General features: G+C 39.4%; 20 protein-coding genes. 18 read left to right on the top strand and 2 right to left on the bottom strand.

The genetic code is table 11. The features are described from left to right. Positions 1–361 precede the first annotated feature (361 nt). The 13 genes from IE199_RS21020 to IE199_RS20960 all read left to right on the top strand — a co-directional run bounded on the left by IE199_RS21020 (position 362) and on the right by IE199_RS20960 (position 15,050). The gene (locus tag IE199_RS21020) at positions 362–1,606 is read left to right on the top strand and encodes an efflux RND transporter periplasmic adaptor subunit (protein WP_189774750.1); all 1,245 of its coding nucleotides are present in this window, start codon (positions 362–364) and stop codon (positions 1,604–1,606) included. A gap of 9 nt (positions 1,607–1,615) precedes the next feature. Continuing rightward, positions 1,616–2,341: an ABC transporter ATP-binding protein gene (locus IE199_RS21015; protein WP_189774748.1), complete on the top strand. Its 726-nt coding sequence runs from the start codon at positions 1,616–1,618 to the stop codon at positions 2,339–2,341. Positions 2,342–2,359: 18 nt separating this feature from the next. Then, positions 2,360–4,861: an FtsX-like permease family protein gene (locus IE199_RS21010; RefSeq protein WP_189774746.1), complete on the top strand. Its 2,502-nt coding sequence runs from the start codon at positions 2,360–2,362 to the stop codon at positions 4,859–4,861. A gap of 64 nt (positions 4,862–4,925) precedes the next feature. Further along, positions 4,926–6,290, top strand: a complete 1,365-nt coding sequence (locus tag IE199_RS21005) for a sigma-54-dependent transcriptional regulator (protein ID WP_308436247.1) — start codon at positions 4,926–4,928, stop codon at positions 6,288–6,290. Between the two features lie 257 nt (positions 6,291–6,547). Then, positions 6,548–7,633 carry a sensor histidine kinase gene (locus IE199_RS21000; RefSeq protein WP_229854894.1) on the top strand — a complete coding sequence of 362 codons (1,086 nt, stop codon included), beginning with the start codon at positions 6,548–6,550 and terminating at the stop codon, positions 7,631–7,633. Between the two features lie 48 nt (positions 7,634–7,681). After that, on the top strand, positions 7,682–8,356 hold the full coding sequence (locus IE199_RS20995; protein WP_189774742.1) for a pseudouridine synthase: 675 nt from the start codon (positions 7,682–7,684) through the stop codon (positions 8,354–8,356). After that, on the top strand, positions 8,349–8,816 hold the full coding sequence (locus IE199_RS20990) for an NUDIX hydrolase (RefSeq protein ID WP_189774741.1): 468 nt from the start codon (positions 8,349–8,351) through the stop codon (positions 8,814–8,816). Before IE199_RS20995 ends, IE199_RS20990 begins: the two co-directional genes overlap by 8 nt. Positions 8,817–8,947: 131 nt before the next feature. After that, complete coding sequence (mnmA, locus tag IE199_RS20985) at positions 8,948–10,099, top strand: tRNA 2-thiouridine(34) synthase MnmA (RefSeq protein ID WP_189774739.1); 1,152 nt, start codon at positions 8,948–8,950, stop codon at positions 10,097–10,099. A 27-nt stretch (positions 10,100–10,126) separates the two neighbouring features. Next, positions 10,127–10,750, top strand: a complete 624-nt coding sequence (hflD, locus tag IE199_RS20980) for a high frequency lysogenization protein HflD (protein WP_189774737.1) — start codon at positions 10,127–10,129, stop codon at positions 10,748–10,750. Between the two features lie 21 nt (positions 10,751–10,771). Next, positions 10,772–12,142: an adenylosuccinate lyase gene (purB, locus tag IE199_RS20975; RefSeq protein ID WP_189774735.1), complete on the top strand. Its 1,371-nt coding sequence runs from the start codon at positions 10,772–10,774 to the stop codon at positions 12,140–12,142. A 68-nt stretch (positions 12,143–12,210) separates the two neighbouring features. Then, the gene (locus IE199_RS20970) at positions 12,211–13,359 is read left to right on the top strand and encodes a cupin domain-containing protein (protein WP_189774732.1); all 1,149 of its coding nucleotides are present in this window, start codon (positions 12,211–12,213) and stop codon (positions 13,357–13,359) included. Positions 13,360–13,363: 4 nt separating this feature from the next. Continuing rightward, positions 13,364–13,825, top strand: a complete 462-nt coding sequence (locus IE199_RS20965; RefSeq protein ID WP_189774730.1) for a GNAT family N-acetyltransferase — start codon at positions 13,364–13,366, stop codon at positions 13,823–13,825. Positions 13,826–14,012: 187 nt separating this feature from the next. Then, positions 14,013–15,050: a Glu/Leu/Phe/Val family dehydrogenase gene (locus tag IE199_RS20960; protein ID WP_189774728.1), complete on the top strand. Its 1,038-nt coding sequence runs from the start codon at positions 14,013–14,015 to the stop codon at positions 15,048–15,050. Between the two features lie 274 nt (positions 15,051–15,324). On the opposite strand, the gene IE199_RS20955 is transcribed toward IE199_RS20960, so the two are convergent. Continuing rightward, entirely contained in the window at positions 15,325–15,921 is a 597-nt protein-coding gene (locus IE199_RS20955) for a TetR/AcrR family transcriptional regulator (RefSeq protein ID WP_189774726.1), read from the bottom strand. A 122-nt stretch (positions 15,922–16,043) separates the two neighbouring features. On the opposite strand from IE199_RS20955, the gene IE199_RS20950 reads away from it, so the two are divergent. After that, the gene (locus tag IE199_RS20950) at positions 16,044–17,132 is read left to right on the top strand and encodes an MBL fold metallo-hydrolase (RefSeq protein WP_373304831.1); all 1,089 of its coding nucleotides are present in this window, start codon (positions 16,044–16,046) and stop codon (positions 17,130–17,132) included. Between the two features lie 84 nt (positions 17,133–17,216). Here the strand turns inward: IE199_RS20950 and ppsA are convergent, their stop codons facing one another. Then, positions 17,217–19,589 (bottom strand): phosphoenolpyruvate synthase, encoded by a 2,373-nt coding sequence (gene ppsA / locus IE199_RS20945; RefSeq protein WP_189774723.1) that lies wholly within the window; start codon positions 19,587–19,589, stop codon positions 17,217–17,219. A 146-nt stretch (positions 19,590–19,735) separates the two neighbouring features. On the opposite strand from ppsA, the gene ppsR reads away from it, so the two are divergent. From ppsR to IE199_RS20925, 4 genes are all read left to right on the top strand, one after another. Further along, on the top strand, positions 19,736–20,545 hold the full coding sequence (gene ppsR, locus IE199_RS20940) for a posphoenolpyruvate synthetase regulatory kinase/phosphorylase PpsR (protein ID WP_189774721.1): 810 nt from the start codon (positions 19,736–19,738) through the stop codon (positions 20,543–20,545). A 257-nt stretch (positions 20,546–20,802) separates the two neighbouring features. Continuing rightward, entirely contained in the window at positions 20,803–21,852 is a 1,050-nt protein-coding gene (locus tag IE199_RS20935) for a 3-deoxy-7-phosphoheptulonate synthase (protein WP_189774801.1), read from the top strand. A 327-nt stretch (positions 21,853–22,179) separates the two neighbouring features. Then, positions 22,180–22,632: a hypothetical protein gene (locus IE199_RS20930; protein ID WP_189774719.1), complete on the top strand. Its 453-nt coding sequence runs from the start codon at positions 22,180–22,182 to the stop codon at positions 22,630–22,632. Between the two features lie 142 nt (positions 22,633–22,774). Beyond that, complete coding sequence (locus IE199_RS20925) at positions 22,775–23,386, top strand: ankyrin repeat domain-containing protein (RefSeq protein WP_189774717.1); 612 nt, start codon at positions 22,775–22,777, stop codon at positions 23,384–23,386. Positions 23,387–23,471: the final 85 nt, after the last annotated feature.

Here is a 23,471-nt window from a genome sequence, read left to right as displayed (position 1 = left end):
TATTGTTGCGCGCGAATAGTAATGTATACCTGCACTTAACACAAGAAATCACTATCCGCTGTTAATAAAAAAGCACGCTATCCTACAACATTTAGTTATCAAAACCTAGGGTATTAGTACCGTTTAGTCTTGTTTAACAAGCAATTATCTTCTTACTATTTGTCAAGCAAACGTAACACATACAAATACAAAGCTGATAATGTCGAAAGTGGGATTTTTACTATCTTAAAGCCGTCCCACTTTCGAAACTCTAAAGTCACTTTACGTACAAACCCCTCCGTATCTACCTGTTTTAAATATCTTTTTGTTAACTGGCACTAGTTCTGCAATTTCCTAGTAAACGCTAAACACAGGATAATTAATGGATATCGTTAGAAACAAGGCAAATAAGCGTAAATTGCCAACTAAGGCCATAGGCATTATTGCGTTAGTTGCCCTAACGGGGTGGGCGATTGCTTATGCAAGTAGTTCAACCCACAAAGTGGCAGCAAGCAGTGTCGTCATGGATACCGTTCAACAGGGTGAGTTTGCCATAGATGTTAGGGGTGTTGGTGTATTAGTGCCCAAAGAAGTTTACTGGGTAGCCACAGAAACGAATGGTCGGGTTGATAAACTTTTTATCAAGGCGGGTGCATCGGTAAAAAAAGGTGACCCTATTATCACGATGAGCAACCCTGATTTAGCGCAACAACTCATCGAAAGTGAATGGGAGTTAGAAGAAGTCGCAGCACAGTTAAATGCACAACGTGTGGCATTGGAGTCACAAGTACTAGATCAAGAAACGCTGGTGGTGCATAGCAAACTTAATTATGAACGCGCGCTGTTAACGCTTAACGCCCAAAAAAGATTATTAGATCAAGGCATAGTCGCAATATCAAAAGTCGACCATGAAGAAGTAAAAATTGAAGTTGAGCAACTAAGTCAGCGTTGGCAGCTTGAACAAAAGCGATTAGCCAAATCTCAGGAAAATCTACAAGCGCAAATAAAGGCGTTCGACGCAAGGTTAAAACGTATGACACGAGGTGTTGACCGTATTAAACACTTAGTTGACGGTTTAACCATTCGCGCCAGCATCGACAGTATCGTACAAGAAATGCCGCTTGAGTTAGGTCAGCAGATTACTGCAGGTACTAATGTCGCAAGGCTTGCTAGAAATGATGACTTTATCGCTGAAGTTAGAATTCCAGAAAAACAAATCTATCAAGTTGCCTTGGATCAACCGGTCACAGTAGATACTAAAACCACCAAAGTCAGCGGTAAGGTGCTTCGTATTGACCCATCAGTTATTAATGGCACTGTGCAAGTTGACATAGTACTCACCGGTGACATTCCTAAAGAAGCCAGACCAGAATTGAGTGTTGACGGCATTATTCATGTTGCACAAATACCCAATACATTATTTGTTAAACGCCCCATGTTTGCTAAAGCAAACGAGTCAGCGTCGGTTTATACGGTAAACAACAACCAAGTCATTTTAAATAACGTGACTTATGGTCGTGCCTCTCAAACACATATTGAAATTAAAAAAGGTCTTTCCAATGGAGACAGCGTGGTAATATCAGACGTGTCATCGTGGAAAGAAAAACAAATACAAGCGATACAATAAGGATAAATAATGCAACAGCAACAAAATGACACGCTAGTAACACTAGAATCGTTAGAAAAAGTTTTTTACACCGACGATGTTGAAACACACGCACTTAGCAACATTAATATCACCATAACTAAAGGTGAATATATTTCAATTTCAGGCCCTTCCGGTTGTGGCAAATCAACCTTATTATCAATTTTGGGCTTATTGGATACACCGACAGGTGGTACTTATAAACTGTCATCACATGACGTCACCAGCTTAGATAAAGATCAACGAGCTCACATTCGCAACGGTAAAATAGGTTTTATTTTCCAAGCGTTTAATTTGATCAGTGATTTAACTGTGGCAGAAAACGTCGAACTTCCACTGTCGTATCGCACTGACATCTCTAAATCTGAACGTCAACAAATGGTAAAAGATGCATTAACACAAGTTGATATGCAGCACAGAGCCAATCATTTTCCTGCACAATTGTCAGGTGGCCAACAACAACGTGTCGCCGTCGCTAGGGCTATTGCAGGTAAACCTGACATTTTATTAGCTGATGAACCAACGGGTAACTTGGACTCTAAAAACGCCAATGCTGTTATGGAGTTACTTGATAAACTTCACGCAAACGGTGCCACTATTTGTATGGTAACCCATGATCCGCGCTCGGCCAGTCGAGCAGATCGTATTATCGAGATTTTTGACGGAAAAGTGGTCGCTGACCGCGCATCAGAATCTACCAATGCGATTGCAGTTTAACTTCTGGAGCGTCAAGTTATGGTATCTATAGAACTAAAATATTCGATTAGAATGTTATTGAAGAAACCGCTGTTTACTGTATTAACAATGTTAATTGTTGCCATTGGTTTAGGACTAACTATCTATAGTTTTTCTTTACTTAACAGCTTAGTATTTAAACCCTTATATCTGAACAACGACAAAGAGATCGTTGCTATCGAAGGTCAGTTTGACCAAAACCATTTATTTCGAACACCAATCGATCCTTATCATTTAAATTTAGCGGCTAACCAGCTAGGCATCTTTGAAAAACATGGCTACTACACTGAAGGTACCACCTTTATTGGCGGCAGTGATAGTAAACATCCCGCTCTTTTTTATGCACAAAAAATGAACTCAGCTTACATCAGCTGGAATATGTTCGATATCGCTAGCGTAAAACCGTTTATTGGTCGAGCATTTCAACAAAGTGACTATGTTGATGGTGCCGAGCCAGTTGTTATTTTAAGTTACAACGCTTGGGCTACTTATTTTGATAGCGACTCATCTGTGATAGGTAACCAACTATCATTAGACGCTATACCAGGCCGAATTGTTGGCGTGATGCCAGAAGGATTTTCTTTCCCAGATAGTGCACAGATTTGGCAACCGTTAAACGAAAATCAAATCAACCCGACTCAAGCCTCTTACACAGGTTTATTTGCTTTTGCTCAGTTAAAGGACGGCATTTCAATTAAACAAGCTCAAATCGCGCTTGACGGTATTAACAAAGAAATAGCCTCAACGCTCGAAGAAGACTTTAGTTGGCGCATTAGAGGAAATGGCGATTACTTATTAGTAATGCCCTATAAACAAGCCAGTATTAAACAATACTACAACATTTTTATTGCACTGTTTGTCGTGGTATTTTTAATCTTATTATTGGCCTGTATTAATGTCAGTAACTTGCTATTGGCCAGAGTCAACGAGCGTATTAAAGAAGTTGCCATCAGAGTTGCGTTAGGTATACCTCGTAAAAAACTGATTATACAAATGTTGTGGGAAAGTGTTTTTATTTGTGCCATTGGTGGTGGTTTAGCACTATTGTTTGCCGCCTACGGTATAGAAATCACTAACAATATGTTTGATCAAACCTTTGCCGTGAATAATCAAAAGCCATTTTGGTGGACCTTGGCCATCGACAATACCGCTATTGGTATTTTAATCACGTCAGTAGTTGCTATGATTTTAGTGACAGGCTTAGTGCCAGCAATTAAAGCGATGAACAATGACTTTAATGCTGTGATCAAAGACGGTACCCGCGGCGCATTGGGCAAAAAAGCAGCACAAACAGGTAAAATATTGGTGATATCGGAAATTGTTTTATCTTGTGTTGTTTTGGTGATGGCAACCATCTTACTTTCAACAGGTTATTTTGCGAGTAAGGCTGATTATGGTGTTAAGACAGAAAATCGTTTAACCGCACAACTGCAAGTATCGCCAGACAAATACCCTATTCGCCGGAATACTGAAGATCAATATCAAGATACGCTTAAACGCGCATTAGTTTATACCAACATAAAAGCTTCCGTTGAAAACATGCCTAATTTTACCGCGGCGGCCATTATGTCTCAGTTACCAGGAACAGGCGAAGGCACCAGTTACTTTGAAATTGAAGGCCGAGCAGCAGCCGTATATAACGAAAACCCTTACAGTAACAACGAAATAGTAGTTGGTCGCTCATGGGATGCACTTGGCATGAAATTATTGCAAGGTCGACATTTTGATCATCGTGATATTGAAGAAGGCGTTTATAATTTAATGATAAACGAGTCTATAGCACGCGACTTTTTTCCAGATGGAGATGCTGTAGGCCAACGTATTCGCCGAGTAGGACGTGATGGTGCAAGTAATACCTGGAATACCATAGTCGGTGTTGTGTCTGATACTTATCACGGTTCAACCATGCGTTCATCCAGTGCAAGCTATAACTCATATCACCCACATGACAATATTGGTCCTATGCGAATGTATATCGCTGTGCATTATACCGGTAACGAAGCTGACGCTATTAATGCACTTAAGCAAGCAGTCGCAGATATTGACCCTGCGGTAGGTGTTTACCATGTGCAAAGCTATGAAAACTTAATTGAACAACCAATGAAGTTATTGTTATCGGTCAGTAAAATATTCCTATTTTGTGGTGTTGTTGCTTTAGTGCTTGCTGCGAGCGGCATATACGCTATGGCAGCTAACAACATATTGCAGCGTACACAAGAAATTGGAATTCGCCGAGCTATTGGTGCGCCAGATAGAAAAATTATGAGCATGTTTATTAAACAAGCAAGTATGCATTTAACCATAGGATTAGCATTAGGTATCGTGCTTGCCGTCGCGTTAATTAGTTATATGTCGAACAGCTTAATTATTAACCCAGAAAGCTATGGCATTGCCTTAGTGGGTATCCCTGGGTTGATTATTTTAATGGTATTGATAGCCACCTATGTTCCAACAAAATCAGTATTAAAGTTGGAACCCAGTGATGCCTTGCATTATGATTAACACTTCATTACCGTTTCAAGTGTTCTAAGCACTTGAAACGGTAAACTTTATTTTTAAGGTAGCAATGACAATCAACAACTCAATTCTTATTGCCGATGACGATCACGACGTAATATCAGCACTAAAACTGGCATTAAAAAACCAGCCTTATGATATCGTTACCGCCTCTACCCCACATGAAGTTCTTACACTGGCAGAGCGCAAACCCTTTGCCTGCATGTTAATTGATTTAAACTACACGCAAGACACTACCTCAGGACAAGAAGGTATTTCCTTGATCAAAGCGCTACGTCAACTAGATGCTAACGTACCAGTTATCGCTATGACAGGTTTTAGCAATGTGAATATCGCGGTAGAGATGATGAAAAATGGCGCAAATGATTTCTTAGAAAAACCTTGGCGCAACTCACAATTAAGCGCAAAAATCGAACAGCAGATTGCGCACGGTCAAACTAAACGAGCAAATCAAAAGCTTGCACAAGAAAATGCGCTATTAAAAGCAGAAAACCCTACCGCCGTTATTTCTCAATCAACAAAAATGAATGATGTGCTGTCTCAAATTCGTCGTATTGCGTTAAGTGATATGAACGTATTGTTTACCGGTGAAAACGGCACAGGAAAATCGTTACTAGCAAAATATTTACATCAGCACTCTACTCGTCAAGCGGCAACGTTTTTGCAAGTTAACATGGGAGCCATAAGCGATAATTTGTTTGAAAGTGAAATGTTTGGCCACGTAAAAGGCGCATTTACCGATGCTAAAGAAGAGCGGATTGGTCGTTTTGAACTTGCAGCAAAAGGCACCTTGTTTTTAGATGAAATCGCCAATATCAACGTAAATCAACAAGCCAAACTGTTACACGTATTAGAAGAGCGTAAATTTGAACGAGTTGGCGGTGTAATGACGCTGGATGCAGATGTTAGATTAATTTCAGCGACAAATTCAGATTTATCCGTCATGGTCAAAAATAACCAATTTAGGCAAGACTTGCTTTATAGATTAAATACTATCGAAATTCATATTCCTGCGTTAAGAGAGCGCAGCGAAGACATCATTCCACTTGCCACTAATTTCTTAAATAAGCTGTCGTTAAAATACAAACAAGAAAATAAAACACTGAGCGACGACGCGATAAACGCCCTACTAACACATCATTGGCCTGGTAATGTTCGAGAACTCTCTCACACCATGGAACGAGCGCTCTTTATGTCATCCAATGAGCAAATAACGGCAAACGATTTAAACTTACCCAAGCAAAACGTAAATCAAAACACTTACAATCAAGAGCAAACACTTGAGCAAATTGAAAAGCGAATCATTATTGAGCGCTTACATCAGTTTGATAAAGATCCAAACCTCACCGCTCAATCGCTAGGTTTATCGCGCAGTGCCTATTATCGCCGACTAGAAAAGTATCAACTCAATTGATGAATACAACACATAATAAAAAAAAATCCTTTGAGCTCGAGTTAACAAAAGTCAGTGTCATTACCTGCCTTTGTCCAACGCTGTTATTGTTTATCTTGTTGTACTTTGCAGATATTTCCAATTACCTAAAAACAATTATCGTAATTTTTGTGTGCACCTTTGTAGCCATAGGACAGCTGATTGTTTGGCGTAATCTCACCAATCAATTACGGTCAACAACAAATATTGTTGAAACCTTAATAACTGGCGATACTAGCATGCGCCCTAATTCTAGTACCAACAGTGGTGCGTTGGCCGAACTAAACCAAGCCATTACCTTGGCTGTGGATCAACTCAGAGAACAAAGGTTGGTTTCAAAAGAACATCACTTGGCATTGTCAAAGGTATTGGAACATATCGATATTGCCGTTTTATGTTTTGATGAACATGGCATAGTCACCTTAGCCAACCCTAAAGCTAAAAAACTCCTTAACCATACACATAGTGAAATGGTTGGTTTTCCCGCTCGTACATTAGGCATAGACAACAAAGTGTTATCGGCAAAACAGCAAAAACTGGTGCAATTAACCACATCACACACCGACAAAAAAGTGTATTTACAAACCGATAACTACCAACTTTATGGCAAAACCTATACGTTATTGTTTATTAATGACGTGCAACAGATATTGCAAAATGAAGAACGTGCCGCTTGGCAAAAACTACTCAGGGTACTGAGTCATGAAATCAATAACTCATTAGCACCCATCGCTTCAATCGGTGAATCATTAAACGGATTATTGGAACAACAGCAATTACAGGATATTGAGCAAGATTTAAAAGATGGCTTAACCATCATGACGAAAAGAGCGTTAGCATTAAATGGTTTTATCAAAGAATACCAAATGCTTGCCAAATTACCCGAACCCAAAAAATCCTTATTTTCATTGGTAAACTTTATTCAAGAGCAACTTGCCTTATTCCCCAATGTCACACCAAGCATATCAACAAAAACAGATTTCGAGATATTTGCTGATCGGGAACAATTATCCCAAACACTAGTTAACCTAATAAAAAATGCCATGGAAGCCAACCAAACCAAAACTCAAGCTCACATCGAAATATCATGGCAGATTAACAGGAATACCCTACAGTTAATGATTGCAGATAATGGTCCAGGCATTGCAAACCCAGACAATTTATTTGTTCCCTTTTACACCACCAAAAAAACGGGAAGTGGCATTGGGTTAGTGGTAAGTCGTCAAATTTTGTTTAACCATGGTGGAGACCTAACACTGCGCAATAAAGAAAACGAACAAGGAGCGATTGCAACGATTTCCTTGCCAGTGATCAACAACAACTAAAACCTTTAACTAATACCTTTGTTGGCGAAGATCTTTTACAATAGCTTTATGAACGCAGTAAAACCTAAAAACAAGACAACACGAACAGGCAATCACCATAAACGTAGCGCAAATAAACCTTTGCAACGAAAACGCTTTGCTGAAAAACCGAGCATAGCCCCCAATGAACGCATTATAGTGCTACTTAACAAGCCATTTAACGTCCTAAGTCAATTTACTGATGATGAATCGCAAAAAGACAAACGTCATACATTAAAAGATTTTGTGCCAATACCTAACGTTTATGCTGCAGGGCGTTTAGACAGAGACAGTGAAGGATTATTGCTATTAACCAACGATGGAAAGTTACAGCATAAACTCGCGAATCCTAAAAAGAAAACGACTAAAACTTATTGGGCACAAGTTGAAGGCTGCCCAGACGAAAGTAGTTTGGAAGCGTTAAGACGTGGTGTAGAGCTAAAAGACGGCATGACGTTACCAGCCCAAGTTAGGGTGATGAATTCACCTGCTGTTTGGCCAAGGAACCCGCCTATTAGAGAGCGTGCCAATATTCCCACGACATGGCTGGAAATAAAAATTACTGAGGGTCGTAACAGACAAGTAAGGCGAATGACAGCACACATCGGCTTTCCTACCCTTAGACTGATCCGTTATGCCATAGGAGCGTACACATTAGATGGCATTGCCAACGGACAATATAAAGAGATAAAACCTCATGCATGAAGATCATCTAGAACAGTTTAAACCCAACACCACAGTAGCTGCTGTGATCACAGCACAAAACAAGTTTTTACTGGTGGAAGAAAAAGACAACGGCGACATTGTTTTTAATCAACCCGCGGGTCATGTTGAAGCCAAAGAAAATTTAATCAGTGCCTGTAAACGCGAGGTACTTGAGGAAACAGGATTAACCCTCACGCCGCAATACTGTAACGGCATTTATTATTTCCATCGACCAGAACTAAACCTTTATTATTTAAGGTTTTGTTTTGCTATAGAATTACCAGAAATCGCAGCTTGTACACCACAAGATAGCGATATCATTGCATGCCATTGGTTTACCTATGAAGAAATAGTCGCAAGAACTTCACAGTTGCGCAGCCCAATGGTGTTAGAATGCATCGATGATTATCTATCTGGCAAACGTATCGAAAATGAGATGCTCAAATCGAATTTGCCATAATCAATTAAAATGTTAGCAATAAAACATTAACAACCCGAGAATAAAATCCAGCATAGATAACTAGTGATATTCACTCAGATAAATGCTACAATCTCGCGCCATTTTTTAAGCAAGTTTTAAATTGATCTTCTATGACAAACAGCTATTTGACTGAAAATACGCCGGACAAACGCTCTCCTGCCGACATCAAAGTAATTGTTGGCATGTCTGGTGGTGTAGACTCTTCCGTTTCAGCCTATTTATTAAAGCAACAGGGTTACCAAGTTGAAGGCCTGTTCATGAAAAACTGGGAAGAAGATGACACAGACGAGTACTGTGCTGCTGCCGAAGATTTAATAGACGCACAAAAGGTCTGTGAAAAACTTGGTATTAAACTTCATACCATCAATTTTGCGACAGAATACTGGGACAACGTATTTGAGTACTTTTTACAAGAATACAAAGCAGGTAGAACGCCTAACCCAGATATCATGTGTAACAAAGAAATTAAGTTTAAGGCCTTTTTAGAATTTGCTTGTGAAGATTTAGGCGCTGATTACATTGCCACAGGACATTACGTGCAACGCGAATTTCGCGACGGCCAATGGCATATGTTACGCGGCTTAGACAACAACAAAGATCAAAGCTACTTCTTATATACTTTAAGTCATCAGCAAGTCGGTCAAACCTTGTTCCCTGTTGGCCATATTGAAAAGCCAGAAGTACGCGCTATCGCCGAGCAAGCCGACCTTATTACCCACAATAAAAAAGACAGCACTGGCATCTGTTTTATTGGTGAGCGTAAATTTAAAGACTTTTTGCAGCAATATTTACCAGCACAGCCAGGTAAAATTGAATCGGCTGAAGGTGTAGTTGTTGGTGAACATGATGGCTTAATGTATCACACACTGGGCCAGCGCAAAGGTTTACGTATCGGTGGTTTGGCCAATGCCGGTGACGAGCCTTGGTACGTGGTTGATAAAGATTTAACACGAAATGTATTAATCGTTGGCCAAGGCCACAACCACCCTCGCCTGTTCTCTCGTGGTTTAGTTGGCAATCAACTTCACCTAGTGAGTCGTATTGAGCCAACATCAGAAATAAAATGCACAGTGAAAACCCGTTACCGCCAAGCAGATGTCGCTTGTACGTTAACACCGATTATCGAAAACGATGCGTTTACTGGTGAATATACTGTGATGTTTGATGAGCCACAAAGCTCTGTAACGCCAGGCCAGTCGGTGGTTTTTTATCAAGATGATGTTTGTCTAGGTGGCGGCATTATCAATACGCTTATCCGTTAACCCAACGCGCCAAATTATTAAACACTTATGCAAGATTTTAGAGAACAAACCGTTACCCTCGCAGCTGTTTGTCAAGCTGCACAGTTAGTCCAACGTTTAGCGCGTCAAGGTCAAGTCGACACTGATGACTTAGAGACCTTGTTAAACAGCATTTTAGTCACTTCACCAGAAAACACTCTAGCCGTTTATGGTGGAGAGTTAAGCCATTTAAGATCTGGGCTACAAACGTTAATAAAACATTTAGGCAATAACAACGAAGCGAAAGACCCTGAAGTAACACGCTACGTTGTAAGCCTGTTAAGTCTGGAACGACGACTTACAAAAAACAATAAAAAGTTAGCTGAATTGGGCGCTAGAATCGAACAATGTCATCGTCAACTTGAGCATTTTGAGCTCAATAGCGATACCATTATTTCAAGTTTAGCGAGTATATACAGCGACATTATCAGCCCGCTAGGTACACCTATTCAGGTAGCAGGAAACCCAGAAATTCTTCGTCAACAACAAAATCAACACAAAGTACGTGCATTATTGCTCGCAGGTATTCGTTCAGCCGTTTTGTGGCGACAAGTTGGTGGTAAACGCAGAAATATATTATTTTCACGTTCAAAAATAGTTGAATGTGCAGAACAGTTACTTAAACAGATTTAAAAATTGATTTAGGAAAACATTATGGAACTTTCAGCATTAAGTGCAATTTCACCGGTCGACGGCCGTTATGGCAGTAAAGCAAAAGCTTTGCGCCCTATTTTCAGTGAATTTGGATTAATCAAATACCGTGTTACCGTAGAAGTACGTTGGTTACAAAAACTAGCAGCTACTGATGCAATCGCTGAAGTTCCGGCGTTTGGTGAAGCGGAAAATGCTCTTTTAGATGCCATCGTTGCTAACTTTAGCGAAGAAGATGCACAACGTGTAAAAACCATTGAAGCGACAACAAACCACGATGTTAAAGCGGTTGAGTACTTCCTTAAAGAAAAAGTAGCAGAAAACGACGCATTAAATGCAGTTTCTGAGTTCATTCACTTTGCTTGTACCTCTGAAGACATCAACAACTTATCTCACGCATTAATGCTTAAAGAAGCTCGTGAGTTAGTAATTTTGCCAGAAATGGATAAAATTTTAGCTGAAATTAAAAAGCAAGCTAACGAATACGCAACCATTCCGATGATGTGTCGTACACATGGTCAACCTGCTTCACCTAGCACTATGGGTAAAGAGTTTGCTAACGTTTATGTGCGTCTTAAGCGTCAACGTGACCAAATTGCTGCAGTAGAATTATTAGGTAAAATTAACGGCGCTGTTGGTAACTACAACGCTCACTTATCTGCATACCCCGAATTAAACTGGCACCAGTTCTCTGAAGAGTTCGTGACTTCTTTAGGCATCACTTGGAATGCATTTACCACTCAAATCGAACCACACGATTACATTGCAGAATTATTCGACGCGGTAGCACGTTTTAACACGATTTTAATCGACTTTGACCGTGATGTATGGGGTTATATTGCATTAGGCCACTTCAAGCAAAAAACTATTGCTGGCGAAATTGGCTCTTCAACAATGCCACACAAAGTTAACCCGATCGATTTTGAAAACTCAGAAGGTAACTTAGGTCTTGCTAACGCTATTTTAGCTCACTTAGCTCAAAAACTACCGGTTTCTCGCTGGCAGCGTGATTTAACTGATTCAACAGTTTTACGTAACCTAGGTGTTGGTTTTGCTCATTCATTGATTTCATATCAAGCGACTTTAAAAGGTTTAAGCAAGCTACAAGTAAACCAAGACAGCTTACTTGCTGAATTAGATTCAAACTGGGAAGTATTAGCTGAGCCTGTACAAACAGTTATGCGTCGTTATGGTATTGAAAAGCCATACGAGAAATTAAAAGAATTAACACGTGGTAAGCGTGTTGACGGTGACGCTATGCGCACATTCATCGACAACCTAGAGCTACCAGAAGAAGCGAAAGCACACTTACGTGAAATGACACCAGCTAGCTACATTGGCCGCGCTGTTTCATTTATCGCAGAGCTAGACTAAGCTTTCGTTTATCTTGATTTAATAAAGGAACCTTAGGGTTCCTTTTTATTTGCAGTAGGAATTCCAACATGGATATTAACTGGGGCGATATTACGCCAGAGCAATTTTTAGCCGAATATTGGCAGAAAAAACCGTTATTGATAAAACAAGCTGTACCAAATTTTCAAGGTACAATTGACGCTAATGAACTGGCTGGCTTAGCGATGGAGCAAGAAATTGAGTCACGTATTATCAGCCATGATGGCAATAATAATTGGCAAGTACAGCATGGACCTTTTGACGATTACTCTTCATTTGGTGAGGCAAACTGGACACTACTTGTTCAAGCAGTAAATAACTGGTCAAGAGAAACCAACGATCTTATATCATTAATTAACTTTATTCCTCGCTGGCGTATAGATGATGTGATGGTTAGCTTTTCTACTCCTGATGGTGGCGTTGGCGCACATTTAGATCAATACGATGTGTTTATTTTACAAGGTGAAGGTCGTCGCCGCTGGCAAGTAGGTAAACCTGATGCAAGTTTAGAAACTCTTTTACCGCACCCTGATCTTAAGCAAGTTTCACCATTTGAGCCGTTGATTGATGAAATCACTGAACCTGGTGATCTACTCTATATTCCGCCAAATCACCCACATAATGGTGTATCAATTGAAAACTCGCTTAATTTTTCTATTGGCTTCCAAGCACCCAGCAATCAAGATTTATGGTCTGGCTTTGCTGACCGACTCATAGACAATAATGTTGGTGAGCAGCGTTTTGGCGATCCAACGAGAACACGAGCTATTGATAGTAGAGTGCTGACTACAGAAGACACCACTGCTTTGCGCAATTTTATGTTAGAGCAAGTTAATAACGACGGGCTGTTTCAGGAGTTTATTGGCAAATACTTAACGCAGAGTCATCATGCGCTTGAGTTACTCATTCCAATGGAGCCATTTTCAACAGAGCAAGTATTAGACATTCTTGATGTGGATACTGTGCATTTATCACAAGTGTCTGGCGTTAAAACCCTGATAAGTCAGTCGCCTGCACACATGCTTTATATCAACGGTGATGAATTTGTTATCGATGAAGATACACTCGCTCTTGCTAAGCGATTGTGTGATAGTTTGCCTTTGACCACACAAGAAGCAAAAAGTTTCACAGATTGTTTGAAAAACACCCAATTGTTAACTAATGTTTTAAACAAGGGCTATTGGTTTATCGAAGAGTAGTAACATGTCGTACAGCGTCGGGCGCGTTTCTTGGGAGCAAGCGGCTCCCTTATTGAAAAATGTAAGGGAAAAAGTATTCGTTTGTGAATGGCGAATTCCTAAAAAAATCGAGTTCGATGCTAAAGACAGGCATGCTTTTCATTTATTAGTTTGTGATGATGTAAGCCAAGAGCCAATTGCAACAGGTAGAATTTTAGCAACAGGTGAAATTTCAAGAATTGCGGTGTTAATGGCGCACCGCAAAAACCATGTTGACCACATTGTTATGCAAGGCTTACTGTCCATCGCAAAAGATCTTAATTTAGATGAAGTGTTTATCTATAGCCCACTCGAAGCAGTTGAATATTATCGCCGCTTTAACTTTTGTAGTGCTGGAGCAGTTTTTATGGAAGCTGGTATGCCAAGGCAGCGTATGGGATGTCGACTAGAAAACGTTGAAGATGCCGATTATTGCAAAACCCACTAAGCGCTTTTTTCATCATTAAACTAAACTTTACACACTTTACTCATTTCTAAATAAATATTTAACTTGTTTGCTTGTTTATCCCACTGGTTTGACTGGTCATAACAGCAAACTAATGATATCGTGCGCGCCAAGAAATATTACAACGCCTGTTTCATATTGAAACCTTTTAACGCACGGAGAATTTCAAGTGGCCTTTTTCGATTTAGTTGATTTTGACAACCACGAGCAAGTTGTTTTTTGTAGTGACGAAAAAACAGGATTAAAAGCCATTATTGCAGTGCACAGCACAGCACTTGGCCCAGCAGCTGGAGGCTGTAGATTTTGGGATTATGCAAATGATGAAGAAGCACTGACTGATGTACTTCGTTTATCAAGAGGCATGACCTACAAAAATGCCATGGCAGGCTTAAAGCTTGGTGGTGGTAAAGCCGTTATTGTTGGTAACCCAAAAGCATTAAAATCAAACGAGCTTTTTGAAGCCTTTGGTCGTGCTGTTAATAATATTGGCGGACGTTACTATACGGCTGAAGACGTTAACATCACAACAGCTGATATGGCCGTTGTAAACCAAGTAACGGATTATGTTGCAGGCCTTGACGGTAAAAGTGGTAACCCTGCTCCATTTACTGCATTAGGTACGTTTTTAGGTATCAAAGCAGCGGTAAAATTCAAACTAGGTAAAGATGACTTAACAGGCATTAAGGTTGCCGTGCAAGGCTTAGGCAGTGTTGGTTATGACTTATGTGCAAAACTACACGCCGCTGGTGCACAATTAGTTGTAACAGATATCAACCACGAAACCTTAAACAAAGCAGCTGAAGCATTTGGTGCAAAAGTTGTTGAGCTAGACGAAATTTACAGCCAAGACGTTGATGTATTTTCTCCGTGTGCGCTAGGTGCCTCAATTAACGATAACACTATTGACCAATTAAAAGCGTCAATTATTGCCGGTTGTGCCAACAACCAGCTTGCGGCGAGCAAACATGACCAAATCTTAAAAGATAAGGGCATTTTGTACGCACCAGATTACGTTATAAACGCTGGTGGTATTATCAATGTATCGCTTGAGATTTATCCTGAGCCATACTGTGCTGATGAAGCAACTAAGATCGTTGAAAAAATTTACGACACTTTAATGACAGTGTTTGTTAAGGCTGACGCTGAAAACAAACCTACAGGTATCGTAGCTGACGAAATGGCGCGCGAAATTATTGCTAACGCTTAAGTCTGTAAAAAAGAGGTGGCAGAAATGCCACCTTCCAAAAAGATTGGATTACTAATGTGAGTGCAAAACAACCCTGTCTTGCCCTTTAAATTTAACACTAAACTCTGCAAAACTAATTGCGTTTACCTTGCTTAATCCTTGCAAAAAACATTCAACTTGCTCACCGCTTACTTATTTCTTCTGCCGATTGCATATCACTAATACAAATTAATGGTGTGTTAAGTTAACCACCAACGAAGCGCAGCCCAACTTACAACGATTTCACAACATAAAATTAATGTTTTTTGTAATTAGCAACAAACATCTTAACCGTTTGCTGTATGAGGTTTTGCTCTTGCTGCTCATTTAACTTATCAAAATTAAATAAGTGTGGATAAAACACAAAACCTTTTAATTGATAAATAAACTGCTTGGCGGCAAATGCTACATCGGTAATTTCTAAAATGTCGTTATTTACCGCGTCTTGTAAAAACTGCTCTAAAAACGTCATACAGCCTACTTTTGCTGCACTCATTTGTTGCGCTAGTTCCGGTTGTTTTAACAGTTGCATCAACGCCATTTTAGCAATGCGTAAAAATGGCTCAGAACGCAAAAGTTTTACTTCATTTGTTGCAATTAACGTTAACTGTTGTTCTATTGAGACGTTTTTATCAAAAACAAAATGTTCTACATCAGTTAGTTGCGCCTGTTTGTTGGCAAGCACGGCATAAAAAACATCGTCTTTATTTGGAAAATGATTATATAAAGTGCGTTTTGACACTTCGGCCTTTAGTGCAATTTCAACCATACTGGTTGCCTCAACACCTTCTTGACAAAATAGTTGCTCAGCCGCATCAACAATGGCAATGCGCTTTCTCTCTGACAGTTTCATATACCCTCTCCTCGTGTGTCTATTTTAATTCCCTCAACAAAAATGTACACACCAATGTTTACTTTTTATAAAATTCATGAAAAACTACACACACCTGTTTACTTTTGAAAAGTGGGAAAAGTGTGAAACCTACATTAATAACCCTACTTGTGTTAATTACTTTACTGTTTGTCGGAGGACTGATCGTGGATAATCAACTTGCTGCCGCTACAACTCAAATGCCAGATACTCAAACTAAAGGAATGAAATTTAGTAACGAGAAAACTATAGCTCCAATGTCCTTTAGTAAAAATCTCGAAGTTATATTTCGTTTTCTCACTGAAAAGAAAGTTGATGCGATACCCAGTCAAAACTTGCCAATTGAAAGACTTACAAACACCCAACTCGACGAACTTTCAAATGATGAAATCCATGTCATTAAACTAGTACATTCATCAGTATTGTTAAAAATATATGGCGAAATTTGGTTATTAGACCCTGTTTTTTCTGATAGAGCTTCTCCAGTTAGCTTTTTTGGTCCCAAGCGTTTTCATGATCTACCCATAGAGTTAAAAGACATTAAGCACATTGATAAAGTGTTGATATCACACAATCATTATGACCATTTAGATAAAAACACTATTAAGCACGTTGCCCAAATTACAGAGCAATTCTTAGTACCATTAGGGGTAAAATCGGATCTTATACGCTGGGGAGTCCATGAAAACAAAGTGATTGAGTTTGATTGGTGGCAAGAGCTTGAAGTTAACCAAGGTTTAATCGCCTTTACGCCGACACAACACTTTTCTGGCCGAGCCATTTCAGATGGCAATAAAACGCTGTGGGGCTCATGGGTAATAAAAACGGCCAATAACTCGATTTATTTTTCCGGTGATTCTGGCTATTTTAAAGGGTTTGCTGAGATAGGTGAAAAATATGGTCCATTTGATCTAACGATGATAGAAACCGGTGCTTATGATAAAAACTGGTCAGAGATTCATATGACGCCAGAGCAAAGTGTCCAAGCACACCTAGATTTAAAAGGTAAAATAATGATGCCAATTCATAATAGCTCCTTTGATCTGGCCTTCCATGCTTGGTATGAACCATTAGAACGCGTAACAACTGCTGCAACTACAAAGGGCATTAGTTTAACTACACCTATCATTGGTCAAGTACTAACACTAAGTAAAATGCCTAAAACCACTAACTGGTGGCACGCATTCAAATAGATAAAGTGTCAAAGCCAATTAGTCGAAAAAAAAGCCTCGCTTGGTATTGCGAGGCTTTTTAAATTCATCTCACTGGGTTTTATATTACCCGTGTTGCTCTGCTAGATATAACCAAGTTGGCAATACGGTATCTGGGTTTAACGATACGCTATCAATGCCCTGCTCAACTAACCAAGCGGCAAAATCAGCGTGATCAGATGGCCCTTGACCACAAATACCAACGTATTTACCACGCGCTTTACAAGCTTGAATCGCCATTTCTAATAGCTTTTTAATCGCCGGGTTACGCTCATCGAACAAGTGCGCAATCAAACCTGAGTCACGATCTAAACCAAGTGTTAGCTGTGTTAAGTCATTCGAGCCAATTGAAAAACCGTCGAAGTGATCTAGGAATTGATCAGCCAGCAATGCATTTGATGGTAATTCACACATCATAATAACGCGTAAACCATTTTCACCACGTTTTAATCCATGTTCCGCTAAAATGTCAATCACCGCTTCTGCTTCTTCTAATGTGCGAACAAACGGTATCATCACTTCTACATTGGTTAAGCCCATTTCATTGCGAACACGTTTAATCGCTTCGCACTCAAGCGCAAAACACTCACGGAAATCTTCTGATATATAACGAGATGCGCCGCGATAACCTATCATTGGGTTTTCTTCTTCTGGCTCAAACTCTTCGCCGCCAACCAAGTTAGCATACTCATTTGATTTAAAATCAGACATACGCACAATAACTTTTTCAGGCGCATATGCTGCAGCAAGTGTAGAAATACCTTCGGTTAGTTTGGCAATATAAAATTCTACTGGATCGCTGTAACCCGCCATGTAATCGCGAATTTCATCTTTTAGATCTTCTGATTGAGCGTCAAAATTAAGCAATGCTTTAGGATGAACACCAATCATTTTGTTGATGATAAATTCTAAACGCGCTAAACCGATACCGGCGTGAGGCAAACGTGCAAAAGCGAAAGCACGATCTGGGTTACCAACGTTCATCATTATTTTTAGTGGCAATTCTGGCATTTTATCCACTTCTGATGTGGTAACTGAGAATTCCAATTTACCTTCATAAATAAAACCAGTGTCACCTTCAGCACATGAAACAGTGACTTCATCGCCCGTTTTAATTTTAGTTGTCGCATCACCACAACCAACAACCGCAGGAATACCCATTTCACGAGCAATAATTGCCGCGTGACAAGTACGACCACCGCGATTAGTAACAATGGCCGATGCCTTTTTCATAATTGGCTCCCAATCAGGGTCAGTCATGTCTGTTACTAACACGTCACCTGGTTGGATTTTGTCCATTTCACTTAGCGATGAAAGTACTTTCGCTTCACCACTGCCAATTTTATGGCCAATTGAGCGACCTTCACAAACCACTTTGCCAGATGATTGTAGCTGGAATTGTTCCATTACATTAGCGCTTTCACGGCTGCGAACTGTTTCAGGGCGCGCTTGAACTATGTATAACTTGCCATCTAAACCATCTTTTGCCCATTCAATATCCATTGGGCGCTTATAGTGTTTTTCAATAATAACGGCTTGTTTAGCCAATTCTAATATTTCACTGTCGGTTAGTGAAAATTGATTTGATAATGTTTCTTCTACATCAACAATTTCAACTTGTTTACCGTGCTCTTGAGTATCAGCGTAAATCATTTTGATTGCTTTACTACCAATATTGCGGCGCACAACCGCTGGTTTGCCATTGGCTAACGTTGGTTTGTGCACGTAAAACTCGTCTGGATTTACTGCTCCTTGTACCACCATTTCACCTAAACCATAGCTAGAAGTAATAAAAACTACATCTTCAAAACCTGATTCGGTATCAATAGAGAACATAACACCACTTGAGGCGATGTCACTGCGCACCATACGTTGAATACCAGCAGATAAAGCAACGCCACGGTGGTCGTAGCCTTGGTGTACACGGTAAGAAATGGCTCTGTCATTAAATAAAGAAGCAAATACGTGTTTAATCGCTGTCATTACAGCGTCTAATCCACGTACGTTTAAGAAAGTTTCTTGTTGACCAGCAAAAGAAGCGTCTGGCATATCTTCAGCGGTTGCCGAAGAACGAACCGCAAAAGAAGCATCGTTTGAGAATTCACCCGCAAGTTTTGCGTATGCTTGTTCAATGTCTTGCTGCATCGCAGGTAAAAATGGTGTGTCTATAATCCACTGACGAATTTTACTACCACATTCTGCAAGTGCATTTACATCACTAACATCTAAGTTATCAAGTACTTGATAGATTTTGTCGTTTAAGCCACTTTGCTCTAGAAACTCATTAAAAGCAAATGCTGTTGTGGCAAAGCCACCAGGTACTTGAACGCCAACATTCGCCAAATTTGAAATCATTTCACCCAGTGATGCATTCTTTCCACCAACTCGATCAACATCATTCATTCCCAATTCTTGATACCAAAGTACGTTTTCTTGCACGGCAGCCTCTCCACAATGGACTAAAAAAAATAGTATAGTTATATCTATAGTTCAAAACGCATTTTACACATAGCACTTCACAACTAAAAGTATTTATGTAAACTTTCACAGCATATTACATTTTTAGTTTGAATAAAGGAAATCTAATGAGAACAGCTTTTTATATATCAGATGGCACTGCGATTACCTCTGAGGTATTTGGTCATGCATTATTATCCCTGTTCCCTGTTGAATTCGAACACGACACCATTTCGTTTGTCGAAACAGAAGAACAAGCAATTGCGGCGAGAGAAAGAATAAATAAAGCTGCAAAACGCACCGGTGAACCCCCTCTAGTGTTTCATACGTTTGTTAATCCAAAGATCAGAGAGATTATCGATAGCTGTGATGGCGTCATTTACAACTTTCTTGAACACTTTGTCGCGCCAATAGAAAAAGAACTCAAAGTAGCTGCAACGCCTAAAGCTCATAGAACACACTCTATTCATGAAAACAGCTACGATAACCGAATTGATGCAGTAAACTATTCACTAGCCAACGATGATGGCTCTAACATCACTAACTATGAGCAAGCAGACGTTATTCTTATTGGCGTTTCTCGTTCTGGCAAAACACCAACGAGCTTATATTTAGCACTACAATACGGCATTAAAGCGGCTAACTATCCATTTATTGATGACGACATGGATGACTTGCGCTTGCCTGACTTTTTAAAACCTCATAAACACAAATTATTTGGTTTAACCATTGACCCACAACGCCTTATGGATATTCGTGATGGCAGAATGGCCAACAGTAAATATTCGTCGGCAAGACAATGTAGAATGGAAATTCGAGAAGTTGAGAAACTGTATAAAAAAGAAAAAATTAAGTACCTAAATACGACCAAGTTTTCAGTAGAAGAAATTACCGCTAAAATTCTTTCGATGACAGGCCTTCAACGTCACAAGTATTAACAGTGCTGTATAGTTTCTTTTTATAAAGCAGTTCTATTACTTTATTTAAGCCAGTTACATGATTGACGGAGCTATCCAGCTCCGCTTTGCTGGACACAATAGTTGCCAGTTTTGCTACTACTAATGCCATCAAAGAACTGATTCTACTATTTTATTCGTTCTTTAATATTCACATATGGCCCAAATTTAGGTATGTTAGCGCGATAATTTTCTTGGCTGATGCATTGGATGTGTTAGCCGGCCAAAAAATATCTGATATGACTATCAAAACTGACGAATTTAGAACGACGCTGATCGAGAATTTAGTGTCGCCCGCCGAATTAGCAGAGCAAATTCCATTAGCAGATAACACTGCAAACTTTATTATCGAAAGCCGCAAGCAAATTGAAGCCATTATTAATGGCGAAGATGACAGGCTACTGGTTGTGATTGGTCCTTGTTCAATTCATGACACAGAAGCCGCCAAAGAATACGGCCGTAAACTAAAAGTATTACATGATAAATACAAAGATGATTTGTTTATTGTCATGCGAGTTTACTTTGAAAAGCCTAGAACAACGGTAGGCTGGAAAGGCTTGATCAGCGATCCTGATTTAGACAAATCGTTCAAAGTGGCAAAAGGTTTAAACCTAGCTCGAACTTTGTTAATGGATATTAACGAATTAGGCCTACCTGCTGGAACTGAGTTTTTAGATATGGTGACGGGTCAATATATTTCTGATCTTATCTCATGGGGTGCCATTGGCGCACGTACTACAGAAAGCCAAGTGCATCGTGAATTAGCATCAGCACTTTCCTGCCCTGTGGGTTTTAAAAACGGTACCGACGGCAATATTCAAATCGCTGTTGATGCAATTAAAGCGTCAAGTGTGCCACATGTACTTTACTCGCCAGATAAAAGTGGACAAATGTGTATTTATCAAACACATGGTAACCCACACGCACATGTTATTTTGCGCGGCGGTAAAGAGCCAAATTATCATCAAGATGATATTAAACAAACACTGACAAAACTTGCGGATAACAACATTGATATGGGCATTATGATCGACTGTAGCCATGGCAACAGTTATAAAGACCATAATCGTCAAATTGAAGTAGCACAGTCTATTGCTAACCAGTTAGTTGCTGGTCAAAAAGGTATTTCAGGTATTATGGTTGAAAGCTTCTTGGTTGAAGGTAACCAAAAAGTTGTTGCCGGTGAACCTCTTACCTATGGACAAAGCATCACCGATGCATGTGTTAACCTTGATACTAGTGAAGAAATCTTAGAAATTTTATCTAAAGCGGTACAAGCAACACGCTAATGCCAAAATAGCAGCTAATGTATAGCTCATTGGCTGCTATTTAATACCTTCAAATACATACGTTTCCCAGATTTTAAACTAGCTTTTATACCTGTTTTTTTCTGACAAAAAAGCGATAACAAGCCTACGTCTTTTGCCAAAATATTCAATTAACCCACCACATCAAGCTGCATGTGTATATTACTAACTATTTGATCTCGTTTTCTTCTAGAAATAGAGACTAAATCTCCCTTTCCCCGTAGAAAGCGAGACTCAATAAAAATAAGTCGTTGAAAGTCTTAAAGTTCAAAGATACTATCGATAAAAATGTTTTAAGGTTTAAGTCTGTTGATAGAGAGACTTGAGCCTGTTAATTACGCTGTTATATGTTTTTGGAGATTAGATTTAAACTTGAAGCCTTTTGATCTGTTTGCATTTGTTTTTTTGTTAGTTGCAATAGTTGTTACGACAACTTCTTTGTTGTCAATTATCATGTCCTTTTTCACGACTTTTGGCTTAAAGTTTCTTTACCCCAAAGATTGGGCAATTTTTAAAAAGGAAGTTGTTGGGCCTCATAGATATAATAACCCACTGATTTTTAGGTTTAGTAAGGCATACTTTGGTAAAAATACCGTATTTAATCCTCAAATTTCTGATGAGTTTTTAAAATTAAGATATGTTTTAGCTCGTGCCTTTTTGCTAAACGAAAGAATATGGAAAGTCAGTGGGATTATAATAGGTATTTTCGTAGCTATTTTCTTCGTAATATTTAATATTTGGCCTGAAATTATAGAGAAATAAACATATAACAAGCCATTGCAGTGTGGGACTTTTAACAGTTGGCTTTCCTCACTGCGTTCGTTATTTTAGCCAACAGTTAAAAGCCCCTGAATGGGGCGTTATGTGCCAATTGAGTTCAGTTCAACATAGGAAGTTTGTGTAAATGTCAGAGAGTCAGGAATTTTTCAATGCAATTTCAAATAATGATTTAAAAACAGCCAAAGATTTATTTAAGAATCGCAATGTAGACATTAATTTCTCAGAACCAAATTTCAATAACACCCCTTTAAGTTATGCAGCATATTTGGGCTTAACCAAATGTGTAGATTATCTATTGTCAATAAATGCAGATCTTAATAAGCCTTGTGGGCTCGGCCTTACTCCACTCATGACAGCTTGTTGTGGCGGTAAAGTTAAAGGTTCAAAAATCGCTTTGAAGCTAATAGAAAAAGGAGCTGACGTAAATTACATTCGTAAAAGCGATGAAATGACGGCATTAAAATTCGCTGTTGGATCTTGTAGCTCTGAAGTAATTAAAGCTTTAATTGACAACGGTGCAGATATTGATGGGCCAAATGATACGGATCAAACTGCATTTATATTGGCGGCTAGATACAATGATATTGAGTCTTTAAAAATACTCCTAGACGCTGGTGCGAATCCGAATATTACATGTAAACTTGGGTGGGCTAATGGTTTAAATGCTTTAGAAGTTGCCAAGTTAGAAAAAAGTAAAAAATCTATCGCGTTTTTATCAAGTATTTACGGCACATAACAAGTTACTCAAAAGGACGCAAAACGCTTGGCTTGTGCTCCTTCGTCGCTAATTTTAGCCAAGCATTTATACGCCCATTAGTAAA

Source organism: Thalassotalea marina (genome assembly GCF_014656435.1).
Lineage (GTDB): Bacteria > Pseudomonadota > Gammaproteobacteria > Enterobacterales > Alteromonadaceae > Thalassotalea_C > Thalassotalea_C marina.
Note: the sequence above shows the minus strand (reverse complement) of the source record. Positions and strands in the feature narration are given on the sequence as shown.